Source organism: Reichenbachiella carrageenanivorans (genome assembly GCF_025639805.1).
GTDB lineage: Bacteria > Bacteroidota > Bacteroidia > Cytophagales > Cyclobacteriaceae > Reichenbachiella > Reichenbachiella carrageenanivorans.
On sequence record NZ_CP106735.1, the window covers coordinates 693,526 to 712,367 of the forward strand.

The 18,842-nt window shown below is 40.0% G+C and carries 19 protein-coding genes and 1 CRISPR repeat array (1 of these 20 running past the window's edge); of the genes, 10 read left to right on the forward strand and 9 right to left on the reverse strand.

Features of this window, described 5'->3' with window-relative positions:
- Nucleotides 1–1,382: direct repeats of the CRISPR family, unit length 36 nt; unit sequence GCTGTTAAAAATACCAATTCGTTAGCCAATCACAAC (it extends 558 nt beyond the left edge of the window).
- Nucleotides 1,383–1,749: 367 nt separating this feature from the next.
- The 4 genes from N7E81_RS02515 to N7E81_RS02530 all read left to right on the forward strand — a co-directional run bounded on the left by N7E81_RS02515 (nucleotide 1,750) and on the right by N7E81_RS02530 (nucleotide 6,655).
- Nucleotides 1,750–2,871: a GNAT family N-acetyltransferase gene (locus N7E81_RS02515; RefSeq protein ID WP_263051708.1), complete on the forward strand. Its 1,122-nt coding sequence runs from the start codon at nucleotides 1,750–1,752 to the stop codon at nucleotides 2,869–2,871.
- A gap of 137 nt (nucleotides 2,872–3,008) precedes the next feature.
- On the forward strand, nucleotides 3,009–4,241 hold the full coding sequence (gene spt, locus N7E81_RS02520) for a serine palmitoyltransferase (protein WP_263051709.1): 1,233 nt from the start codon (nucleotides 3,009–3,011) through the stop codon (nucleotides 4,239–4,241).
- Nucleotides 4,242–4,318: 77 nt separating this feature from the next.
- Nucleotides 4,319–5,317 (forward strand): NAD-dependent epimerase/dehydratase family protein, encoded by a 999-nt coding sequence (locus tag N7E81_RS02525; protein ID WP_263051710.1) that lies wholly within the window; start codon nucleotides 4,319–4,321, stop codon nucleotides 5,315–5,317.
- Nucleotides 5,318–5,335: 18 nt separating this feature from the next.
- Nucleotides 5,336–6,655, forward strand: a complete 1,320-nt coding sequence (locus N7E81_RS02530; protein WP_263051711.1) for an inositol-3-phosphate synthase — start codon at nucleotides 5,336–5,338, stop codon at nucleotides 6,653–6,655.
- A 58-nt stretch (nucleotides 6,656–6,713) separates the two neighbouring features.
- On the opposite strand, the gene N7E81_RS02535 is transcribed toward N7E81_RS02530, so the two are convergent.
- The 7 genes from N7E81_RS02535 to rsfS are packed head-to-tail and all read right to left on the reverse strand — an operon-like array spanning nucleotide 6,714 to nucleotide 13,049.
- Entirely contained in the window at nucleotides 6,714–7,736 is a 1,023-nt protein-coding gene (locus tag N7E81_RS02535; protein WP_263051712.1) for a potassium channel family protein, read from the reverse strand.
- A 7-nt stretch (nucleotides 7,737–7,743) separates the two neighbouring features.
- Nucleotides 7,744–8,457 (reverse strand): DUF6048 family protein, encoded by a 714-nt coding sequence (locus tag N7E81_RS02540; protein ID WP_263051713.1) that lies wholly within the window; start codon nucleotides 8,455–8,457, stop codon nucleotides 7,744–7,746.
- Complete coding sequence (locus N7E81_RS02545; protein ID WP_263051714.1) at nucleotides 8,432–8,887, reverse strand: DUF6452 family protein; 456 nt, start codon at nucleotides 8,885–8,887, stop codon at nucleotides 8,432–8,434. Before N7E81_RS02545 ends, N7E81_RS02540 begins: the two co-directional genes overlap by 26 nt.
- Before the next feature lie 25 nt (nucleotides 8,888–8,912).
- Nucleotides 8,913–9,719, reverse strand: coding sequence for a hypothetical protein (locus tag N7E81_RS02550; RefSeq protein WP_263051715.1), 807 nt, complete (start codon nucleotides 9,717–9,719; stop codon nucleotides 8,913–8,915).
- A complete protein-coding gene (locus tag N7E81_RS02555; RefSeq protein ID WP_263051716.1) occupies nucleotides 9,716–10,486 on the reverse strand; it encodes a UDP-2,3-diacylglucosamine diphosphatase in 771 nt (256 codons plus the stop codon). Before N7E81_RS02555 ends, N7E81_RS02550 begins: the two co-directional genes overlap by 4 nt.
- Before the next feature lie 45 nt (nucleotides 10,487–10,531).
- On the reverse strand, nucleotides 10,532–12,628 hold the full coding sequence (gene ftsH, locus N7E81_RS02560; RefSeq protein WP_263051717.1) for an ATP-dependent zinc metalloprotease FtsH: 2,097 nt from the start codon (nucleotides 12,626–12,628) through the stop codon (nucleotides 10,532–10,534).
- Between the two features lie 43 nt (nucleotides 12,629–12,671).
- Nucleotides 12,672–13,049 (reverse strand): ribosome silencing factor, encoded by a 378-nt coding sequence (rsfS, locus tag N7E81_RS02565; RefSeq protein ID WP_263051718.1) that lies wholly within the window; start codon nucleotides 13,047–13,049, stop codon nucleotides 12,672–12,674.
- Nucleotides 13,050–13,089: 40 nt separating this feature from the next.
- On the opposite strand from rsfS, the gene N7E81_RS02570 reads away from it, so the two are divergent.
- From N7E81_RS02570 to nadD, 6 genes are all read left to right on the forward strand, one after another.
- Complete coding sequence (locus N7E81_RS02570) at nucleotides 13,090–13,845, forward strand: biotin--[acetyl-CoA-carboxylase] ligase (protein ID WP_263051719.1); 756 nt, start codon at nucleotides 13,090–13,092, stop codon at nucleotides 13,843–13,845.
- A gap of 71 nt (nucleotides 13,846–13,916) precedes the next feature.
- Nucleotides 13,917–15,218, forward strand: a complete 1,302-nt coding sequence (gene ahcY / locus N7E81_RS02575) for an adenosylhomocysteinase (RefSeq protein ID WP_263051720.1) — start codon at nucleotides 13,917–13,919, stop codon at nucleotides 15,216–15,218.
- A 181-nt stretch (nucleotides 15,219–15,399) separates the two neighbouring features.
- Nucleotides 15,400–15,978, forward strand: a complete 579-nt coding sequence (locus N7E81_RS02580; protein ID WP_263051721.1) for a sigma-70 family RNA polymerase sigma factor — start codon at nucleotides 15,400–15,402, stop codon at nucleotides 15,976–15,978.
- Nucleotides 15,979–15,998: 20 nt separating this feature from the next.
- Nucleotides 15,999–16,274, forward strand: a complete 276-nt coding sequence (locus tag N7E81_RS02585) for a hypothetical protein (protein WP_263051722.1) — start codon at nucleotides 15,999–16,001, stop codon at nucleotides 16,272–16,274.
- Between the two features lie 3 nt (nucleotides 16,275–16,277).
- Complete coding sequence (gmk, locus tag N7E81_RS02590; RefSeq protein ID WP_263051723.1) at nucleotides 16,278–16,847, forward strand: guanylate kinase; 570 nt, start codon at nucleotides 16,278–16,280, stop codon at nucleotides 16,845–16,847.
- Nucleotides 16,848–16,863: 16 nt separating this feature from the next.
- On the forward strand, nucleotides 16,864–17,436 hold the full coding sequence (gene nadD, locus N7E81_RS02595) for a nicotinate (nicotinamide) nucleotide adenylyltransferase (protein ID WP_263051724.1): 573 nt from the start codon (nucleotides 16,864–16,866) through the stop codon (nucleotides 17,434–17,436).
- 49 nt (nucleotides 17,437–17,485) lie between these two features.
- Here nadD and frr read toward each other — a convergent pair whose 3' ends face one another.
- The gene (frr, locus tag N7E81_RS02600) at nucleotides 17,486–18,046 is read right to left on the reverse strand and encodes a ribosome recycling factor (RefSeq protein ID WP_263051725.1); all 561 of its coding nucleotides are present in this window, start codon (nucleotides 18,044–18,046) and stop codon (nucleotides 17,486–17,488) included.
- A 59-nt stretch (nucleotides 18,047–18,105) separates the two neighbouring features.
- Entirely contained in the window at nucleotides 18,106–18,810 is a 705-nt protein-coding gene (pyrH, locus tag N7E81_RS02605; RefSeq protein ID WP_263051726.1) for a UMP kinase, read from the reverse strand.
- Nucleotides 18,811–18,842: the final 32 nt, after the last annotated feature.

An 18,842-nucleotide genomic window follows, 5' to 3' on the forward strand; every position in this document is an offset into this window, starting at 1 on the left:
AACTCTGGTGTTTCCGCTTTATTTAAAAATTGGCTGTTAAAAATACCAATTCGTTAGCCAATCACAACTAGCTCGCTTGCTGATAACTTGGTATTCCCGCTGTTAAAAATACCAATTCGTTAGCCAATCACAACCCAGCACTAATACTACTTGATATATTAGTGGCTGTTAAAAATACCAATTCGTTAGCCAATCACAACTTCCAGCACTAATACTACTTGATATATTAGGCTGTTAAAAATACCAATTCGTTAGCCAATCACAACTTCTGAAATCTCCGTGTACCGTGCTTTGGCTGTTAAAAATACCAATTCGTTAGCCAATCACAACTAACTAGCTTGCTGATAACTTGGTATTCCCGCTGTTAAAAATACCAATTCGTTAGCCAATCACAACAGCCTGAACAATTTAAGCAAGTATTAAGTGGCTGTTAAAAATACCAATTCGTTAGCCAATCACAACCCCTGCTGATACAATGTTTTAGGTAATACAGCTGTTAAAAATACCAATTCGTTAGCCAATCACAACTAGTAGTCTAGCTTTTCCGATCTACTAAAGGCTGTTAAAAATACCAATTCGTTAGCCAATCACAACAGCATCGGCGCAAGCCTCATCATTGTCTCAGCTGTTAAAAATACCAATTCGTTAGCCAATCACAACAGCTTAATATGGTATTAGACGCTTTAGGAGGCTGTTAAAAATACCAATTCGTTAGCCAATCACAACTATGAGTGTACTGCCAAGGACAGTTTACCGCTGTTAAAAATACCAATTCGTTAGCCAATCACAACCAGCTGCTTTTTACCAGTTGCAACATCAGTGCTGTTAAAAATACCAATTCGTTAGCCAATCACAACTACGGGGTGTGAACGAAGAGGGGTGGGAGCGCTGTTAAAAATACCAATTCGTTAGCCAATCACAACAGGAGGTATTCTCCTGCTTCCAGTAGTAACGCTGTTAAAAATACCAATTCGTTAGCCAATCACAACTTTGTACAAGGATAAGGCCGAGGGGAACAGGCTGTTAAAAATACCAATTCGTTAGCCAATCACAACTTTAATCTTATTAAGCTTACACACCTAGCGCTGTTAAAAATACCAATTCGTTAGCCAATCACAACGATAATATGGGATAAGAAAAATCCAAATTGCTGTTAAAAATACCAATTCGTTAGCCAATCACAACTGTACGCTCCCTATACGTGCCTGTAGTTCGGCTGTTAAAAATACCAATTCGTTAGCCAATCACAACAAGACTTCGTTGCGGCCTAGTATGGCCACGCTGTTAAAAATACCAATTCGTTAGCCAATCACAACAGCAATGATGTTCGTGAATCACGATCAAACGCTGTTAAAAATACCAATTCGTTAGCCAATCACAACCAAGATCTCTAAATAACTGAATTTGGTTTGTTTTCTCTTCCTCTGTTACTATCACTATCCTTTTACTTCTAAAAAAAGACCATAAAAAATCCCTTGTTTTTTTAGGTGGTCGACTGCTTTTGGTTGTCGTAATGTAAATGTAGGTGGATCGTTTTCATTTCCCTCTCTGAATATTTCAATTAATCATTACGAGAGTGCTATTGTCAAACCTTGAAACTTACATTTGATCAATTAATTTGACCCCTAATATAAGCTAGACTTCAACTGAAGAATGACTACAATATTTCAAATTAAATATGAATAGAAAACCAATAAATATATCTTTGCGCATTATTTTTTGATGGTGCACCAACCTTAATAAAATTGAATGATTGAAGTAAAAAAAGTTCAGGATAAGAAAAACCTCAAACGGTTTATCGATTTTCCTCATGCCCTATATGAGCACGATGAAAACTATGTGCCTGAGCTTTATTTGGCGCAAAAGGATCTTTTAGACAAAAAAAATCACCCCTTCTTCAAACACTCAGAGGCAGATTTTTTCTTGGCATATAAAGGGCAAGAAATAGTAGGAAGAATAGCTGCTATCAAAAACAATAACTACATCGCTTATACTGGCGAGTCTACTGGCAAGTTTGGATTCATAGATTTTATTGAAGAATATGAAGTCGCCGAAGCACTGCTCAATACGGCGGTAGATTGGGTGAAAGAAAAAGGTCTTAGCCAACTGGCTGGCCCAGAAAATTTCTCTACCAACGAGACATGCGGCACATTGATCGAAGGATTTGACATGCCTCCTACCATCATGATGCCATACAACAAACCATATTATCAGGACTACCTAGAAAAGTATGGCTTTGAAAAAGACATGGATTTGCTATCCTACAAGATATATCAAAAAGATGTACCTGATAAATTGGTTAGGCTTTCTTCTAAAATACTAGAAAGGCTAAACAACAAAGGCATTACGGTCCGAAAAATCAATGTGAAGAAATTCACTGAAGAAATTGACAAGATCATTGAAATATACAACTCCGCTTGGGAAAAAAATTGGGGTTTTGTACCCATGACCGACGAGGAATTTAAGCATGCTGCCAAAGACATGAAACAGATCGTAGATCCAGATTTCGTCTTGATCGCAGAACATAACGGTAAGCCCGTTGGCTTTACTCTGAGCATACCAGACATGAATATGCCACTCAAATATCTAAAACGTGGTCGGTTACTTCCTTTCGGACTTTTCAAACTGCTCTACCATAAAAAAGAGATTAATCGTGTTCGAATTATCACTTTAGGTATAGTGGAGAAATATCGTAAAATGGGTATCGATGCCTATTTCTACGCCAAGGCATTCGAAGAGTGCAAAAGGAAAGGGCTTCTATTTGGAGAAGCATCTTGGATCTTAGAAAATAACGAAATGATGAACAAAGCCATTGAGAATATTAACGGCAAGGTTTACAAAAAACATAGATTGTACAAAAAAGCAATCTGACGAAATAAAAAGGGATTAATTAAATTCTAAAGAATATAAATTGGTAATTTGCTCGTTTTGAGAATAACATTCTAAAAAAACTAAGTTGCTAAAACCTAATTAAGGCACCAATTGATTCTTTATAAAACTGATAATTGATGAGTATTTTACAACAACGTTTGGCGAAGTACACAGTAGCTAAAGAAGCAAGAGCTCAAGGACTATATCCTTACTTCAGGGAAATAGGTTCTAATCAAGACACTGAAGTCATTATCAATGACAAACGCGTCTTGATGTTTGGCTCTAACAGCTACCTGGGTCTCACCAATCACCCAAAGGTGAAGGAAGCCGCCAAACAAGCAGTAGACAAATATGGTACTGGGTGTGCTGGATCAAGATTTCTAAACGGTACACTAGATCTACACGTGCAATTAGAAAATGAACTGGCGGCCTATTTCAAAAAAGACGCAGCGTTGGTGTTTAGTACTGGTTTTCAATCCAACCTCGGTACAATATCATGCCTCTCTGGTCGCAATGACTATATTCTAATCGATGAATACGATCATGCTTCTATCATCGACGGTACCCGACTATCCTTTTCTAAAGTGCTCAAATTTAAGCACAACGACATGGAATCGCTTGAAAAGCAATTGAGTAGACTCCCTGACGATGCGGTAAAACTAATCGTAGTAGATGGTATCTTCAGCATGGAAGGCGACATCGTGAAACTACCAAAGATCGTAGAATTAGCTAAAAAATACGGTGGCACCATCATAGTAGATGATGCCCATTCAGTAGGTGTGATTGGTCACCAAGGATCAGGCACTGCGTCTCACTTCGGATTAGAAAATGAAGTAGACTACATCGTGGGTACTTTCAGTAAGTCACTCGCTTCGTTGGGCGGTTTTGTAGCGGCAGACCATACATCTATCGAGTACATGAAGCATCACTCTAGAGCTTTAATGTTTAGCGCCAGCATTCCTCCAGCATCAGCGGCAAGCGCATTGGCAGCTTTGCGCATCATTCAGGAAGAGCCTGAAAGAATCGAAAAGCTTTGGAACAATACAAACTACACCATCAAGTGTCTGAAAGAAAATGAATTCGACATTGGACATGCTGAGTCTCCAATCGTACCTATATATGTACGTGACAATACGAAGACCTTTCAGGTCACGCAGATGCTATTCAACGAAGGTATTTTTGTAAACCCGGTAATTTCTCCAGCTGTACCAAGCGATGCTTCGCTACTTAGGTTTTCGCTAATGGCCACGCACTCTCACGAGCAAATTGACATCGCAATAGACAAGTTTATCAAAGCTAGAAAGCTAATTGGATTTGGCGAACCAGAAGAGGCCGTATCAGCTCCTTCTCTGATTTCTAAAGAAGCCTAAAATATAAAAGCCTGAAGTTTTCAGGCTTTACTTTTTACTCATGACCGTAACTGGCACTTTCTCATCATAATCTACTCATGAACATACTAATCACAGGCGCTACTGGATTTATTGGTAAGTTTTTGGTAGACTATGCCTTGGCGGAAAACCTCAATGTCTTTGCCGCAGTCAGAAAGTCTAGCAACAGGTCTAGTCTGGCGGGCAAGCAAGTAGGTTTTGTAGAATTAGACCTCTCTTCAGCAACCAGCCTCACCACTTCGTTAAACGAATTTGTAAAAACACATGGATCGATCGACTATGTCATCCACAATGCAGGCATCACTAAAACTACAAAAAACTCAGACTACGACCTCGTCAATTACCAATACACCATTCATTTGATCAAGGCACTCGAAAGTACAGGACAGCCTATTAAGAAATTTACGCTAATTAGCAGCTTGGCAGCCTCATCGCCAGGGCAGGGAGATCAAATGATCACTATAGACCAATCAGGAGATCCAGTTTCTGCCTATGGCTGGAGCAAGAAAAAAGCGGAGGAATATATAGCACAACAATGTTCGCTACCTTATGTAATTTTGCGTCCGCCACCAGTTTTCGGGCCTGGCGACAAAGACATGTTTCCTGTTTTTGATTTAGTGAATAAAAATCTTGAATTATATGTGGGGGGAAAACTACAATTGTTGTCCTTTATATATGTGAAAGATTTGGCTAGAGGTATCGTAACCGCTACTACTTCGGATATTAAAAACAAGAAGTATTTTTTATCAGACAATGGGCAATATAACAACGAAAAGTTCAACTTGCTGATCAAAAAATGTCTAAACAAGAAAACTTTAAAAATTAAGCTACCACTGTTTGTGGTATATATCGTGGCCTTTTTCTCAGAGATCTATACTCGGATTACTGGAAATTTGTCGCAACTCAATATTGAAAAAATAAAAGAACTCAAATGTTCGAACTGGATGTGCGATTCACGAGATTTCTACAAGGATTTGGCCATAGAGCCAAAGTACACCCTTGAGCAAGGAGTCCAAGAAACCGTAGACTGGTATAAAAACGAGCATTGGTTAAAATAGCGTTAAAATAGAATATAGATGTCAGACAAAATTACAATTCAGGAGCCTAAAGGAAAACTAGGCATTCTAACCCCAGGAATGGGTGCGGTATCTACTACCTTCATGGCAGGAGTACTGAGTGTCAGAAACGGATTTTCTGATCCAATTGGGTCATTAACCCAAATGGGCACAATCAGACTGGGTAAAAGAACCGAAAAAAGAAACCCATTAATCAAAGATTTCATTCCATTGGCTCCATTAGAAGATGTAGTACTAGGTGGATGGGATGTATTTGAAGACAACGCTTACGAAGCGGCTATGCACGCTAAAGTGCTTGACAAAGACTTGCTCAATCAATTGAAAGATGAGCTAGAAAAAATCAAGCCTATGAAGGCCGTATTCGACAAAAACTATGTAAAAAGGCTAGAAGGCACGCACATCAAAACTGGCTATGCCAACAAGATGGAATTGGCAGAAGCGCTCATGGAAGACATGAGAAAATTTAAAGAAGAAAATGGTTGCGACAGACTTGTAATGGTATGGTGCGGGTCTACCGAGATCTATATCGAAGAAGGCGAAGTACATTCCTCTTTGGAAAAGCTAGAAGAAGGCATGAGAAACAACCACCCAGACATTGCACCTAGTATGCTTTATGCTTACGCTGCTGCTAAAATGGGCGTTCCTTATGCTAACGGTGCTCCAAACCTTTCTTGCGATGTAGATGCTATCGTAGAGTTGGCGAAGAAAACAGGGACACCTATCGCTGGTAAAGATTTCAAAACTGGCCAGACATTGATGAAAACGATCTTGGCTCCAGGCTTGAAAGCGAGATCTTTGGGTATCGATGGCTGGTTTTCTACCAACATCCTTGGCAACAGAGATGGTGAAGTATTGGACGATCCAGACAACTTCAAAACTAAAGAAGTATCTAAGCTTGGCGTACTCGAAGACGTACTAGAGCCAGATCTTCATCCTAAACTTTATGGTGATCTTTACCACAAAGTAAGAATCAACTACTACCCACCTAGAGGCGACGACAAAGAAGGTTGGGACAACATCGACATCAAAGGATGGTTGGGCTACAAAATGCAGATCAAAGTAGACTTTCTATGTAAAGACTCTATTCTTGCAGCTCCATTGGTACTTGACTTAGCTTTGTTCTTGGACTTGGCTGCTAGAGCAGGTATGAAAGGTGGTATCCAAGAATGGTTGTCATTCTACTTGAAGTCTCCACAAGCGGCTAAAGGATTGAAACCACAGCATGATATCTTTGTACAACTAATGAAGTTGAAAAATACTTTGAGATACTTGGCAGGTGAAGATTTGATCACCAACCTAGGACTTGATTACTACGATTGATACATTCAATCTTTAGATAAAACGAAATCCCTATTGCTCTTGAGTGATAGGGATTTTTTTATCTTAAAAAGGTGTTTTTGAAATTCTCTACTTTGACCTGCTCGCCTACAATTACCATCACCATATCAGTGTCTATCTCCATAGTGGCAGACGGATTCAACTCAAACTTCCCCTCTTTATCTTTCACCCCTACGATAGTCACTCCAGAGCGATTTCTGACATCCATAAACTCAATCGACTGGCCTTGATATTCTGATTTCAAATTGCCTGCCTGAATCTCTTCTAGAAGCAGCCCTAGGTTCTGCCGTCCAGAAAGCTGATCCAAATATTCGATCACAAAAGGCTTGGTGATGTGCTGTGCCATATGCAAGCCACCTATGGCATCTGGCAATATCACATGCGCTGCTCCTGCTTGTTTAAGCTTCTGAATAGAACGCTCCTCCGAAGCCCTCGATATGATACGCAAATTCGTATTGAGTTCTTTGGCAGTGAGCGTCAAGAATACATTTTCGGCGTCATTAGCAATAGAGGTGATCAGTGCTTTGGCTTTGTGTATCCCCGCCTCCTCCAGTACTTCGTCTTGTGTGCAATCACCCAAGATAAACTTGTATTTTTTTACATTTTGGATAAGATCCAATAACTGCTCGTCTTTGTCTATGACTACAAAATCAACTCCCTGACTTTTCAACTCTTCACAAGCTCTGTTGCCATTTCTACCAAAACCGCAAACAATGATATGGTCTTTCATTTTTTCAACTTCTTTGCCTAATACAAATTTATGATACAATCTATTCAACTCTCCTTCAAACAGGTAGGTGGACAAGATTGATACCACATAGGCAAATATCATCAAGTTGAATATGATATAGATGCTAGCAAATAATCTCCCTTGCTCAGATAGCGGATGTACCTCGTTGAACCCCACGGTGGAAAACGTAATAACCGCCATGTAAAAAGACTCTACCCAAGAAAATTTTTCTATCCAATAAAATCCAAAAGTACCTATGCTCAACGAACTCAGCAGCAAAGTCGCGCTGATGAAAAATTTTCGAATGTCTCTATAATTATCAGAACGAAACATGAGCCGCTTATCGACTGGGGTTACCTGAACTTTGAGGCTTTTCCTCGATTTTTACTGGTCGCTTTGGAATGGGTTTATCTCTAAACCTAAGCTTGTAAATCACATAATAATTGAAGCCAAACTGACCGTTCTTATCTGCCTTACCAAAGCCCGGAATCTCATATGGCATCAGTTCTCCATAACTCGATAAATCCTTCGCAAATTTAAATCTCAGCGTGTACCCCAAATACAATGGGCCTGCTATTTGCACGTTGATACCCAAGTTAGCTTCAAACCACCTGGCTTTCATATCGTCATTGGCATATGTGATTTGATCTGCTCCCCAGCCTACATCTTCTTGGCTATAATTGATCTTGTCACTAAAGGTGCTTTGGGCATACATTAATCCAAAAAATATACTACTTCGATGCTTATTGTACGGCATCAGATTGATGTGTGGCCCTACTCTGAAAAACGTACCCTCAGACGAATAATCAAAATCATCACCTATAGGGTTTATTTTATCTACTCCAAAATCGGCCGCCAAATAGTAATAATGGAAATCAATTTTAGAATGAAACTCTAATTTAGTTTCATCAGAAAATGCCGTCTTTCCTAGCCCTACTACATCTGCAGCAAAGATTATTTCAGAAGGTTTAAAGTCTTTTTCCGTTTCCTGAGCTATCACATTCCAGCCCAAAAAAAGAAAAATCAGACTAGTTATATATCTTAATATTCTCATCTATTGAAACGTCGATAAAGGTAGAAACCAATTCATAAGTATATGACGAACCCTCTACATTGAGTTCATCATAAAAGAAAGAAGGACCGCATTCCTCTGACAGCCATTCGAGTTCTTTGGTGTAGCTCAGTGTCAGCGTGTCTACCGACGTGCTACTCACAAACACGTAGGTCACTTGCTCTGCTTCAGGGTTTAGGTTCAAATCAAAACTTGCCAATGAATCTGCTGAAGTATAAAATATTTGATCCGTACTACACTCTGTGACTCCTACAAACTTCATGTAGTGAGCCGTAGAGTCATCCTCGTTATAAAAATTCACCCGGATGCTGCTTTTAGGCACACTCAAATTACAATCAGGCTCTTTGCCACAAGCCCACAACATTAAAATCCCAAAGCAAAGAATGACTGTTTCGCGCATTTTAAAATTCAAGAATATTTTCTTTTTTTTGATTGACTTATCGGGCGCTAAGATACTGATATATATTGAATCCATGCGGCGTTATAGCTACCAGACGCTCATGGGCATAAGCGATTTTTAAAAACTTCAAATCCCCTAATGGTACCGTCTTATTCTCTCCTTCGTAAAGGTGAACCATCTGAAGCTGACCGTCTTGTTGGAAATAAATATAATCCTTGTCGAACCCTACCTCTTCGGGTGCTTCTTTCATCAATTGAAACAAGTAATTCCCAATATTGTCAAACACCAAAACACCCGCCGACCTATCCACGATATACAGACGATTCTGATGAGAATGAAAGGACAGTATCTCTGCTTGGTGTTGGCTGAGTACTTGCGCCAATGATTTCTGCTCCAACAACCTATTCTGACGTGTATCGATCAGTTTCAACGAAAAATCAGAAATATCCAACACCCACAGGGCTTGCTGAAAATTAGGCGCTACGTCTTCTATATAACCCAGTCCGAAATCTGCTAAGCGGTACCTCACTGGTGATGACAAATACCTATTGAGAAACACAAACTCCTGCAAATCCTCATAAAAGAGCCCTACTTTCAATTGGGATACTGCTGTAATTTCTTGAATACGCGCTACCTGCACAGGGGCATACTCCACAAGAAATTTGCCTTCCGTCGTGTACTTCGCCACAGCTCCTTGATCATCTGCCACATAGATATTGCCCATCTGATCCAGTGCAAACTGCTCTATACCTTGACGCGCCACACTTTTTGTCAATTGCCATGGCTGGCCAGACGACAAACACGGCAGCCCCAGTCCGATCAACAGAAATAGAAAATGCCTCACTTATCGTATTTTTTTAATACTAACTCTTGTCCGTCATACACTGCATAAGAACTTCCCACTACCCACTCGCCCAAATTGACATAAGTAGCCTGCTCTCCGAGCGCATGCTTGCCTGCTATGTGCCGATGCCCATAGACATAAAAATCATGTGGTTGTTCTTTTTGAATTTCCCTACTATGAATAACAAGCCACTCCTTGTCACCAAAAAAAACCAATGGCTCCTCTTCTTGGGCTAAACGGCTGTCTTTAGACCACCACTTGGCTACGGCTATACCTATGTCTGGGTGCAACCATCTAAACATCCATTGGCACAATGGGTTAGTAAATATTCTCTTAAAGAATTTGAATTTTCGATCTCCTGGCCCTAAACCATCTCCATGTGCCAGATAGAATTTATGATTTCCTATATGAAAAGACTCAGGCTTTTTGTATAACTCGGCACCTATTTCGGCATGCAGATAATCCTGCAACCAGAGGTCGTGATTACCAGAGAAAATGATGATTTTGATTCCTCTATCAGCCAGTTCGGCCAGTTTCCCTAAAAGTCTTACAAACCCCTTAGGCACAGCCTGTTTGTATTCAAACCAAAAATCAAAAATATCTCCAAGTAGGAATATGGCTTGTGCATCTGGAGCAATCTGCCCCAACCATTGTACGATGTGCTTTTCCCTATCGAGGGATTGTTTGTGATTGGGTACACCCAAATGAAAATCACTGGCAAAGTAGATTTTCTTGTTTTTTTCTAATTCAGACAGGGCAATATTCATCTGAAAAAAATTTGGGGCTATGAATCATAGCCCCAATTTATTGTTTTATTTAGAATCTTTTGTTGTTTCCTCTAGATTCTCAGGAGCAGAAGGCAGCTTATCTTCTTCGCTCTCTACTTCTGTTTTTATCTCAGATTTCAACTCTTCGATGGCTTTCTCATTTTTGATTTCTTCTTCTCCCTTAGGTCCCAAAGCGCCATTGGTAAAAGCTTTATAGTTAGTGTCTTTTTCAAACGGGCGCTTACCGATCAACTGCTCTAGATCAGCTTGGAAAATAATTTCTTTCTCCAACAACTCTATCGCAATTTTTTCCAACTGCTCACGCTTATCACTGAGCAATTGTTTGGTTCTTGCATACGCCTCGTCCACGATTTTCTTCACTTCCTTATCGATCAGCTCAGCTGTCGCTTCAGAATACGGTTTGTTAAAATTGTATTCTGATTGCTTCGAATCATAGAATGAAATATTGCCAATGGCTGAATTCATACCATAAACAGTAACAATACTATAGGCCATTTTAGTAATTCGCTCCAAGTCGCTTAATGCGCCTGTAGAGATCTTACCAAATACTATTTCTTCGGCGACTCTACCGCCCAGCGCCATACACATCTCATCCATGAGCTGTTCTGTCTGATGCAAATGCTGCTCTCTTGGTAGATACTGTGCATATCCAAGGGCTGCATACCCTCTAGGCACAATACTGACCTTCACCAAAGGATCCGCATGTTCTAAATACCATCCAGCCACTGCATGACCTGCCTCATGATAGGCCACAATCTTCTTCTCTTCTGGAGAAATAATTTTAGTCTTTTTCTCCAATCCTCCGATCACACGGTCGATTGCGTCTTGAAAATCTTTAGAATCAACTGCTTTTTTATCTTTACGAGCAGCAATCAAAGCAGCTTCGTTACACACATTGGCGATTTCAGCACCTGCAAAGCCAGGCGTCTGAGCTGCCAATTCTCTAGAATCTACTTCCTTATCTATCTTGATAGGACCCAAATGCACTTTGAATATGGCATCTCTTCCTACAATATCTGGTTTGTCAATGCTGATTTGTCTATCGAATCTACCAGGTCTCAACAAGGCAGAATCCAACACATCTGGGCGGTTGGTAGCTGCAAGGATAATGACCCCTGTATCGGTAGAAAATCCATCCATTTCTACAAGTAAAGAGTTTAAAGTATTTTCTCTTTCATCGTTAGAACCTGGCATTTGCCCCTTGCCTCTAGATCGGCCAATCGCATCGATCTCATCGATAAACACGATACACGGTGCTTTTTCTTTGGCTTGCTTAAACAAGTCTCTTACTCTGGCAGCTCCCACTCCTACAAACATTTCTACAAAGTCCGAACCAGACAAAGTGAAAAATGGAACAGCCGCTTCGCCTGCCACGGCTTTCGCCAATAAGGTCTTTCCTGTGCCAGGAGGACCTACTAAAAGGGCTCCTTTAGGGATTTTTCCGCCTAGTTTGGTAAACTTCGAGGGGTTCTTCAAAAAGTCTACAATTTCTTTTACTTCTTCTTTGGCTTCATCCAATCCTGCTACGTTATCAAAAGTGATCTTCACTTTGTTTTCTGCATCGAATAGTGCCGCCTTAGATTTTCCAATATTGAATATCTGTCCACCAGGGCCTCCGCCCCCTGTCATTCGTCTCATCAATAACCAAAACCCAAGGATGATGATGATAAAGAAACCAGAATTCAAAAACACATGTGTGTAATCCGACCTGTCATCTACTAGATACTCATAGTCGGCATCAGATTTCAGTTGACTATCCAGTATCTCTTTCTTTTTAGCAAAGATGTCTATGCTTTCAACTTTAAAGAAATACTGAGGCCCAGTAGATTGTACACCAAATCGATTCTGCTGTTCCAACTGGACTTTATATTTGCTATTTTGTAACGCCTCGTCTTTAAGGGTCACTTCTACAATTTTCTGATTACCTATCAGCACGACCTTTTGTACGTCGTTGCTCAGCACCATTTGCTCAAACCTCTTGAAAGATATTTCTACTGCAGAATTGTTATTCGAAAAGTACGAGATGCCAAAAATGAATGCCATTAATCCAAAAATCACCCATATCTGGTAATTCGGCTTGTTAGGCTGAGTCGTACTATTCTTTCTCGGTTTATCCGCCATTATTAATAATTTATAAAATTGTGTTTAACGCCTCGTGGCTGATTTAGTTTTCTTCTTCTATAGAAGTGATGATAGCATCGCCCCACAGTTTTTCTAAGGAATAAAATTCTCTGCGGTCTTTTCTAAAGATGTGCACCACTACATTAGCATAATCCATCAAGATCCACTCTTTGCTTTCTTTTCCTTCTTTTCTCCATGGCTTATCTGAAGTGGTCTTATTTACGACGTCTTCTACAGAATCAGATATGGCGTCAATTTGTGTGTCAGAATTACCAGAGCAAATTACAAAAAAATCGGCAACAGCATTGCCTATGTTTCTCAAATCAATCAGTACAATATCAGAAGCCTTCTTTTCCAACATTCCCTTCACCACTGCGTCACTCAATGTTTTAGAATTTTGAGCTTCTTTTATTTCTGTCATGCTTTGTCTCTAAATTTACCACAAAATTAACCAATTTAAGTTGCATAAATTCTTTGCCAAAACTCAATTCCTTGGAAAAAAGGTTCTTTTTCTGTCACAATGTCATTCTACCAATGACATAGCCGCTGGGCTATTGAAAGAAAAAAAACAACTAGAGGGGACTACTGTGATCACAGCCGATCAAACCAACGGCAGAGGCCAACGTGGCAACACTTGGGAGTCTGAGCCAAATAAAAATGCGACTTTCTCTCTCATTCTGAAACCAACCATCATTCCAGCACAACATCAGTTTCAGTTGCACATCATTACTACACTAGCTATTCATGCTACTTTATTCCCTTTATTAGGAAAAGAGCTAAAAATAAAATGGCCCAACGACATCTATTATGGAGATCAAAAATTGGGAGGGATTCTGATAGAAAACACTCTTAAAGGTCAGCACATAGAGACGGCTATTATAGGCATAGGTCTGAATGTGAACCAAATTCAATTCCATACTTCATCGGCCACTTCACTGCAAGAAATTACAGGAGAAACGTACAACGTGAATGAATTGATCGAACAACTATTGATCGAATTAGAAAAAAAATATTTAGCCCTCAAAGGTAATGAGCTGAAAAACCTTGAATTTCAATACTTACGCAGGTTATACCGATTCGAAACAGACAGCTTATACGAAACCGCTGGCCGTCCATTTCATGGTAAAATCACGGGCATAAATCCCTTAGGTTTATTGCAAATTCAAGAAAACGAAATGAGGCACGAATTTGCATTCAAAGAAGTCAAGTATTTATAAACAAAGTAGCCATTTTTACGTCACCATTTTATCAATTAGTTTTGCAGTCGCAATTAGAAAAATATTAAGTAATGATAGATACAGCATCAAAATTTAAGGTTAAAGATATTAGCCTGGCCGAATGGGGTCGAAAAGAAATCAAACTAGCCGAAGCTGAAATGCCTGGTTTGATGTCTCTCAGAGAAGAGTATGGACAAAGCAAGCCTCTAGCTGGCGCTAGAATCGCAGGATGCCTTCACATGACGATCCAGACAGCAGTTTTAATCGAAACATTGTTAGAGTTAGGTGCTGAGGTGACTTGGTCCTCTTGCAATATTTTCTCTACACAGGATCATGCCGCAGCTGCAATCGCACAAGCCAACATCCCAGTATATGCTTGGAAAGGCATGAACGAAACAGAATTTGATTGGTGTATCGAACAAACATTGTTTGCCTTTGAAGGAGGTAAGCCCTTGAACATGATCTTGGATGATGGCGGTGATCTGACCAACATGGTACTAGACAGATACCCTGAATTGGTGAAAGATATCAAAGGATTGTCCGAAGAAACTACCACTGGAGTACACCGTCTCCAAGAAAGAGAAGAAAAAGGCACATTACCGATGCCTGCCATCAACGTAAATGACTCTGTAACCAAATCTAAATTTGACAACAAATATGGATGTAAAGAGTCTCTCGTAGATGCGATCCGTCGTGCAACCGACGTGATGATGGCTGGTAAAGTAGCCCTAGTAGCTGGGTACGGTGACGTAGGAAAAGGATCTGCCGCTTCGCTCAAAGGTGCTGGCGCAAGAGTCATTGTGACCGAGATCGATCCTATCTGTGCGCTACAGGCAGCTATGGACGGTTTTGAAGTGAAGAAAATGGACAACGGTGTGGCAGAGGCCGACATCATCGTAACCACTACTGGCAACAAAGACATTGTAGTAGGTCGCCATTTTGAAAAAATGAAAGACAAAGCCATCGTTTGTAACATTGGGCATTTTGACAATGAGATTGATGTTTCTTGGTTGAATTCAAATGCGAAGAAAACAGAAATCAAACCACAAGTAGACCTCTATGAGCTGAATGGCAAAGAAATTATCCTTTTAGCAGAAGGTAGATTGGTAAACTTAGGTTGCGCTACTGGCCACCCTTCGTTTGTAATGTCTAATTCGTTTACCAACCAGACGTTGGCTCAAATCGAATTATGGACCAATAATGATGCTTATGAAAACAAAGTCTATATGCTACCTAAGCATTTAGATGAGAAAGTAGCCAGACTACACTTGTCTAAAATCGGCGTAGAGCTAGACGTATTGAGTGCAGATCAGGCAGAATATATCGGCGTGACTCCAGAAGGGCCATACAAACCTGAGTATTATAGATATTAATTTTTGCAACAAGCAATCCAAAAAGCCACTTAGACTCGTAGGTTTTCAGAGTCAAGTGGCTTTTTTTATGGCCTTGTGGAGTTAAGGCTACCAATTAATTTATTTACTTAACAAAACCACATAGATTTAAGAACGTAGGATCGTATGTTCATACACGTAAAATGGACAGCATTCAAAACCAATGGAAGAATCTCCAACCAAAAACGACTACACCAATCAAGCAAAGGATAAAATCTTCAATGAAGAATTTATGCCTCACATTCGTGCAATGTACAATTTTGCGCATCGGCTGACCTATGATGAAGACGACGCCAAAGATCTGGTACAAGACACCTTCATGAAATCCTATCGTTTTATAAATTCCTTTCAGCAAGGAACTAATGCGAAAGCGTGGCTGTTCAGGATCATGAAAAATAGTTTCATCAACGATTTTCGTAAAAAAAGCAAACAACCAACAAAAGTAGATTATCAGGAAGTAGAAGGCTATTACAACTCTGAAGGCACTCAAAAAGCTGTCACTACAGACTTGAGAATAGACACGGTAAAAAACCTCATCGGCGATGAAATCACCAATGCATTAGCAGCACTGGATATCGACTTTAGGACAGTGATTATCCTGTGCGACCTCGAAGGATTCACCTATGAAGAAATGGCTAAAATATTAGACATTCCAATAGGTACAGTGAGGTCGAGACTGCATAGAGCAAGAAACCTATTGAAAGAAAAATTGCAGTCCTATGCACAGAGCATGGGATATTAATAATTAAATTTGCGGCTATTGTGAGCTTGAAAAAACTGGTAAACGAAATAAAATTCCGAACAGGAACGGCTAAATGCACCGAATACTTGGAGCTGGTTCAACGGGTGTTAGACGGCCAGGCCAGTCGGTCTCAAGAAGTCTATTTAAAAAGACATCAGAAAATGTGTCTGAAATGCCTCGAACGTTTCAATATTGACCAAGAAATAAAAAAGCTCATCCAATTGAAACTGGCAAGCAGAGAAGTTCCTGAAGGGCTTGCTGAAGCCATCAAAACGAAAATCGCAAAATCCGCTTAATTCATGCAAAAAGGCAAAGCCATTATATTTTCCGCTCCTTCTGGCTCAGGAAAAACAACCATCGTCAAACATATCCTTTCCAAATTTCCAAATATAGAATTTTCCATTTCTGCCTCTACAAGAGACAAAAGAGGAAGATCGGAAACCAACGGAAAGGATTACCATTTTTTGAGCCCCGAAGAATTCAAAACCAAGATTGATAACGACGAATTTGTCGAATGGGAAGAAGTATACGAAGGCAATTTCTACGGCACACTCAAGTCCGAGGTAGAACGCATCTGGTCCAAAGGACACCATGTGATATTCGACGTAGACGTAAAGGGAGGGATTAGTTTAAAGCAATACTTTGCGGATGATGCCCTATCCATTTTCGTAAAAGTGAAAGACATGGATGTATTGGCTGAGCGACTCAAAGATCGTGGCACGGAAGATCAAGCCAGTCTTTCAAGAAGATTGTACAAAGCGAAATTCGAAATGTCTTTTGAAAATAAATTTGACACTACATTGGTCAACGACAAGCTAGAAGAGTCATTTGCCAATGCTGAGAAGTTGATTGGAGACTTTTTGAAATAAGCGCTAGATTAGGCTTATGAAAGTTGGACTCTTTTTTGGTTCGTTCAATCCCATACATATTGGACACATGATTATCGCCCAGACGATGATAGATAGCGGACATATCGACGAACTATGGTTTGTAATTAGTCCACAAAACCCATTCAAAAAGAACAAGAACCTACTCCATGAGTTTGATCGACTAGATATGGTAGATGCTGCAATAACAGGCCACACCCAGTTTCGTACTTCAGATGTAGAATTTAACCTACCCAAGCCAAGCTACACTGCACATACACTAGCGGTACTGTGCGAAAAACATCCAGACAAAGCGTTTTCATTGATTATAGGTGGAGACAATTTGGCTTCGTTTCACAAATGGAAAAATCATGAAACTATTTTAGCGCATCATAACTTGCTTGTCTATCCTCGCCCCAACACCAAAACACCTCAAATCGCTTTAACTGATCGTATTCATTTTGTGAATGCTCCATTATTGGATATTTCAGCTACATTTATTCGCACGAAAATAAAAAATGGGCACTCGATTAAATATCTAGTGCCCACTGAAGTCGAATTATTTATCGACAGAAAGAAATTCTATCAATAGAAAGTTAATACCTCGGGGCAAGCCCACGAGGTATTAACTTTCTAATCGGTTAAATCGTCATTATATCTTTTTCTTTGACCACAACTAGTTCGTCGATCAAAACCACATGCTTGTCTGTAAGCTTCTGCACTTCTGCTTCTGCACCTTTTACTGCATCTTCCGACACCCCTTCTTTTATCAAAGCCTTGAGCGAATCGTTTGTGTCTTTTCTTACGTTTCTGACACTTATTTTACCGTTTTCGGCTTCGGCCCTCACTTGTTTCATCAAACCCAATCTTCGTTCCTCAGTCAAAGGAGGAATATTGATTCTGATTTGCTCTCCATCGTTTTGAGGATTCAAACCTAAATCACTATTGATAATGACTCTTTCGATTTCACCCAAAATACTTTTTTCGAATGGCTTGATAGAAAGCGTACGTGCATCTGGAGTAGTCACAGAAGACACCTGATTGATCGGAGTCATCGTACCGTAGTATTCTACCATTAGACCATCGAGCATATTAGGCATGGCTTTGCCTGCTCGAATTTTCAAGAGTTCTTGTTGACAATGATTCACAGATTTGTCCATTAGTTCCCTGGCCTCTTCCAAATACATTTCAATTTCTTCCATTACTATATTTTATTATTTCAATTGATTCATTCAAAGATAATGATTTCAAAAAAACTAACTTAAGAGATCAGTGTGCCTACTTCCTCACCTGCCACAATAGCTTTCAGATTTCCAGATTTGTTCATATCAAAGACTATAATTGGCAAATTGTTTTCTTGACACAGAGTGAAAGCAGTCATGTCCATCACGTTGAGCCCTTTTTCATATACTTCTTGAAAACTAATCTGAGGATATTTGGTAGCAGTAGTATCTTTCTCTGGGTCTGCAGTATATACACCATCTACCCTGGTGCCTTTTAGCACCACATCTGCTTCCATCTCAATGGCTCGCAAGCTTGCAGTAGAGTCTGTAGTAAAATATGGATTACCTATCCCTGCTCCAAAGATGACTATTCTTCCTTTTTCGAGATGACGCACAGCTCTTCTTTTAATAAAAGGCTCGCAGACTTCTTCTATTTTGATGCCCGACATTAGGCGTGTATACATGCCTGTTTTCTCTAAAGCCGACTGCAGAGCCATGGCATTGATCACTGTGGCCAGCATGCCCATATAATCGCCCTGTACTCTGTCTATGCCTGAACTTTCTGCCTGTACGCCTCTGAAAATATTGCCCCCTCCGATGACGATAGCAATTTCTACTCCTAGGTCCTTGACCTCTTTGATCTCATTCACATATTGTTCAAGTCTGACTGCGTCTATACCGTACTGCTTATCGCCCATCAAGGCTTCGCCACTCAGCTTCAACAATATTCTTTTATACTTCATCGGTGATTTGTTATTATTGATTTGGACAAAAA

Excerpts from the sequence above, each read along its gene's own strand:
- spt (WP_263051709.1), top strand. The coding sequence starts at position 3,009 with ATGAGTATTTTACAACAACGTTTGGCGAAGTACACAGTAGCTAAAGAA.
- N7E81_RS02525 (WP_263051710.1), top strand. The coding sequence starts at position 4,319 with ATGAACATACTAATCACAGGCGCTACTGGATTTATTGGTAAGTTTTTG.
- N7E81_RS02530 (WP_263051711.1), top strand. The coding sequence starts at position 5,336 with ATGTCAGACAAAATTACAATTCAGGAGCCTAAAGGAAAACTAGGCATT.
- N7E81_RS02580 (WP_263051721.1), top strand. The coding sequence starts at position 15,400 with ATGGAAGAATCTCCAACCAAAAACGACTACACCAATCAAGCAAAGGAT.
- frr (WP_263051725.1), bottom strand. The coding sequence starts at position 18,046 with ATGGAAGAAATTGAAATGTATTTGGAAGAGGCCAGGGAACTAATGGAC.
- nadD (WP_263051724.1), top strand. The coding sequence starts at position 16,864 with ATGAAAGTTGGACTCTTTTTTGGTTCGTTCAATCCCATACATATTGGA.
- N7E81_RS02535 (WP_263051712.1), bottom strand. The coding sequence starts at position 7,736 with ATGTTTCGTTCTGATAATTATAGAGACATTCGAAAATTTTTCATCAGC.
- N7E81_RS02515 (WP_263051708.1), top strand. The coding sequence starts at position 1,750 with ATGATTGAAGTAAAAAAAGTTCAGGATAAGAAAAACCTCAAACGGTTT.
- ftsH (WP_263051717.1), bottom strand. The coding sequence starts at position 12,628 with ATGGCGGATAAACCGAGAAAGAATAGTACGACTCAGCCTAACAAGCCG.
- pyrH (WP_263051726.1), bottom strand. The coding sequence starts at position 18,810 with ATGAAGTATAAAAGAATATTGTTGAAGCTGAGTGGCGAAGCCTTGATG.
- ahcY (WP_263051720.1), top strand. The coding sequence starts at position 13,917 with ATGATAGATACAGCATCAAAATTTAAGGTTAAAGATATTAGCCTGGCC.
- rsfS (WP_263051718.1), bottom strand. The coding sequence starts at position 13,049 with ATGACAGAAATAAAAGAAGCTCAAAATTCTAAAACATTGAGTGACGCA.
- N7E81_RS02540 (WP_263051713.1), bottom strand. The coding sequence starts at position 8,457 with ATGAGAATATTAAGATATATAACTAGTCTGATTTTTCTTTTTTTGGGC.
- N7E81_RS02555 (WP_263051716.1), bottom strand. The coding sequence starts at position 10,486 with ATGAATATTGCCCTGTCTGAATTAGAAAAAAACAAGAAAATCTACTTT.
- gmk (WP_263051723.1), top strand. The coding sequence starts at position 16,278 with ATGCAAAAAGGCAAAGCCATTATATTTTCCGCTCCTTCTGGCTCAGGA.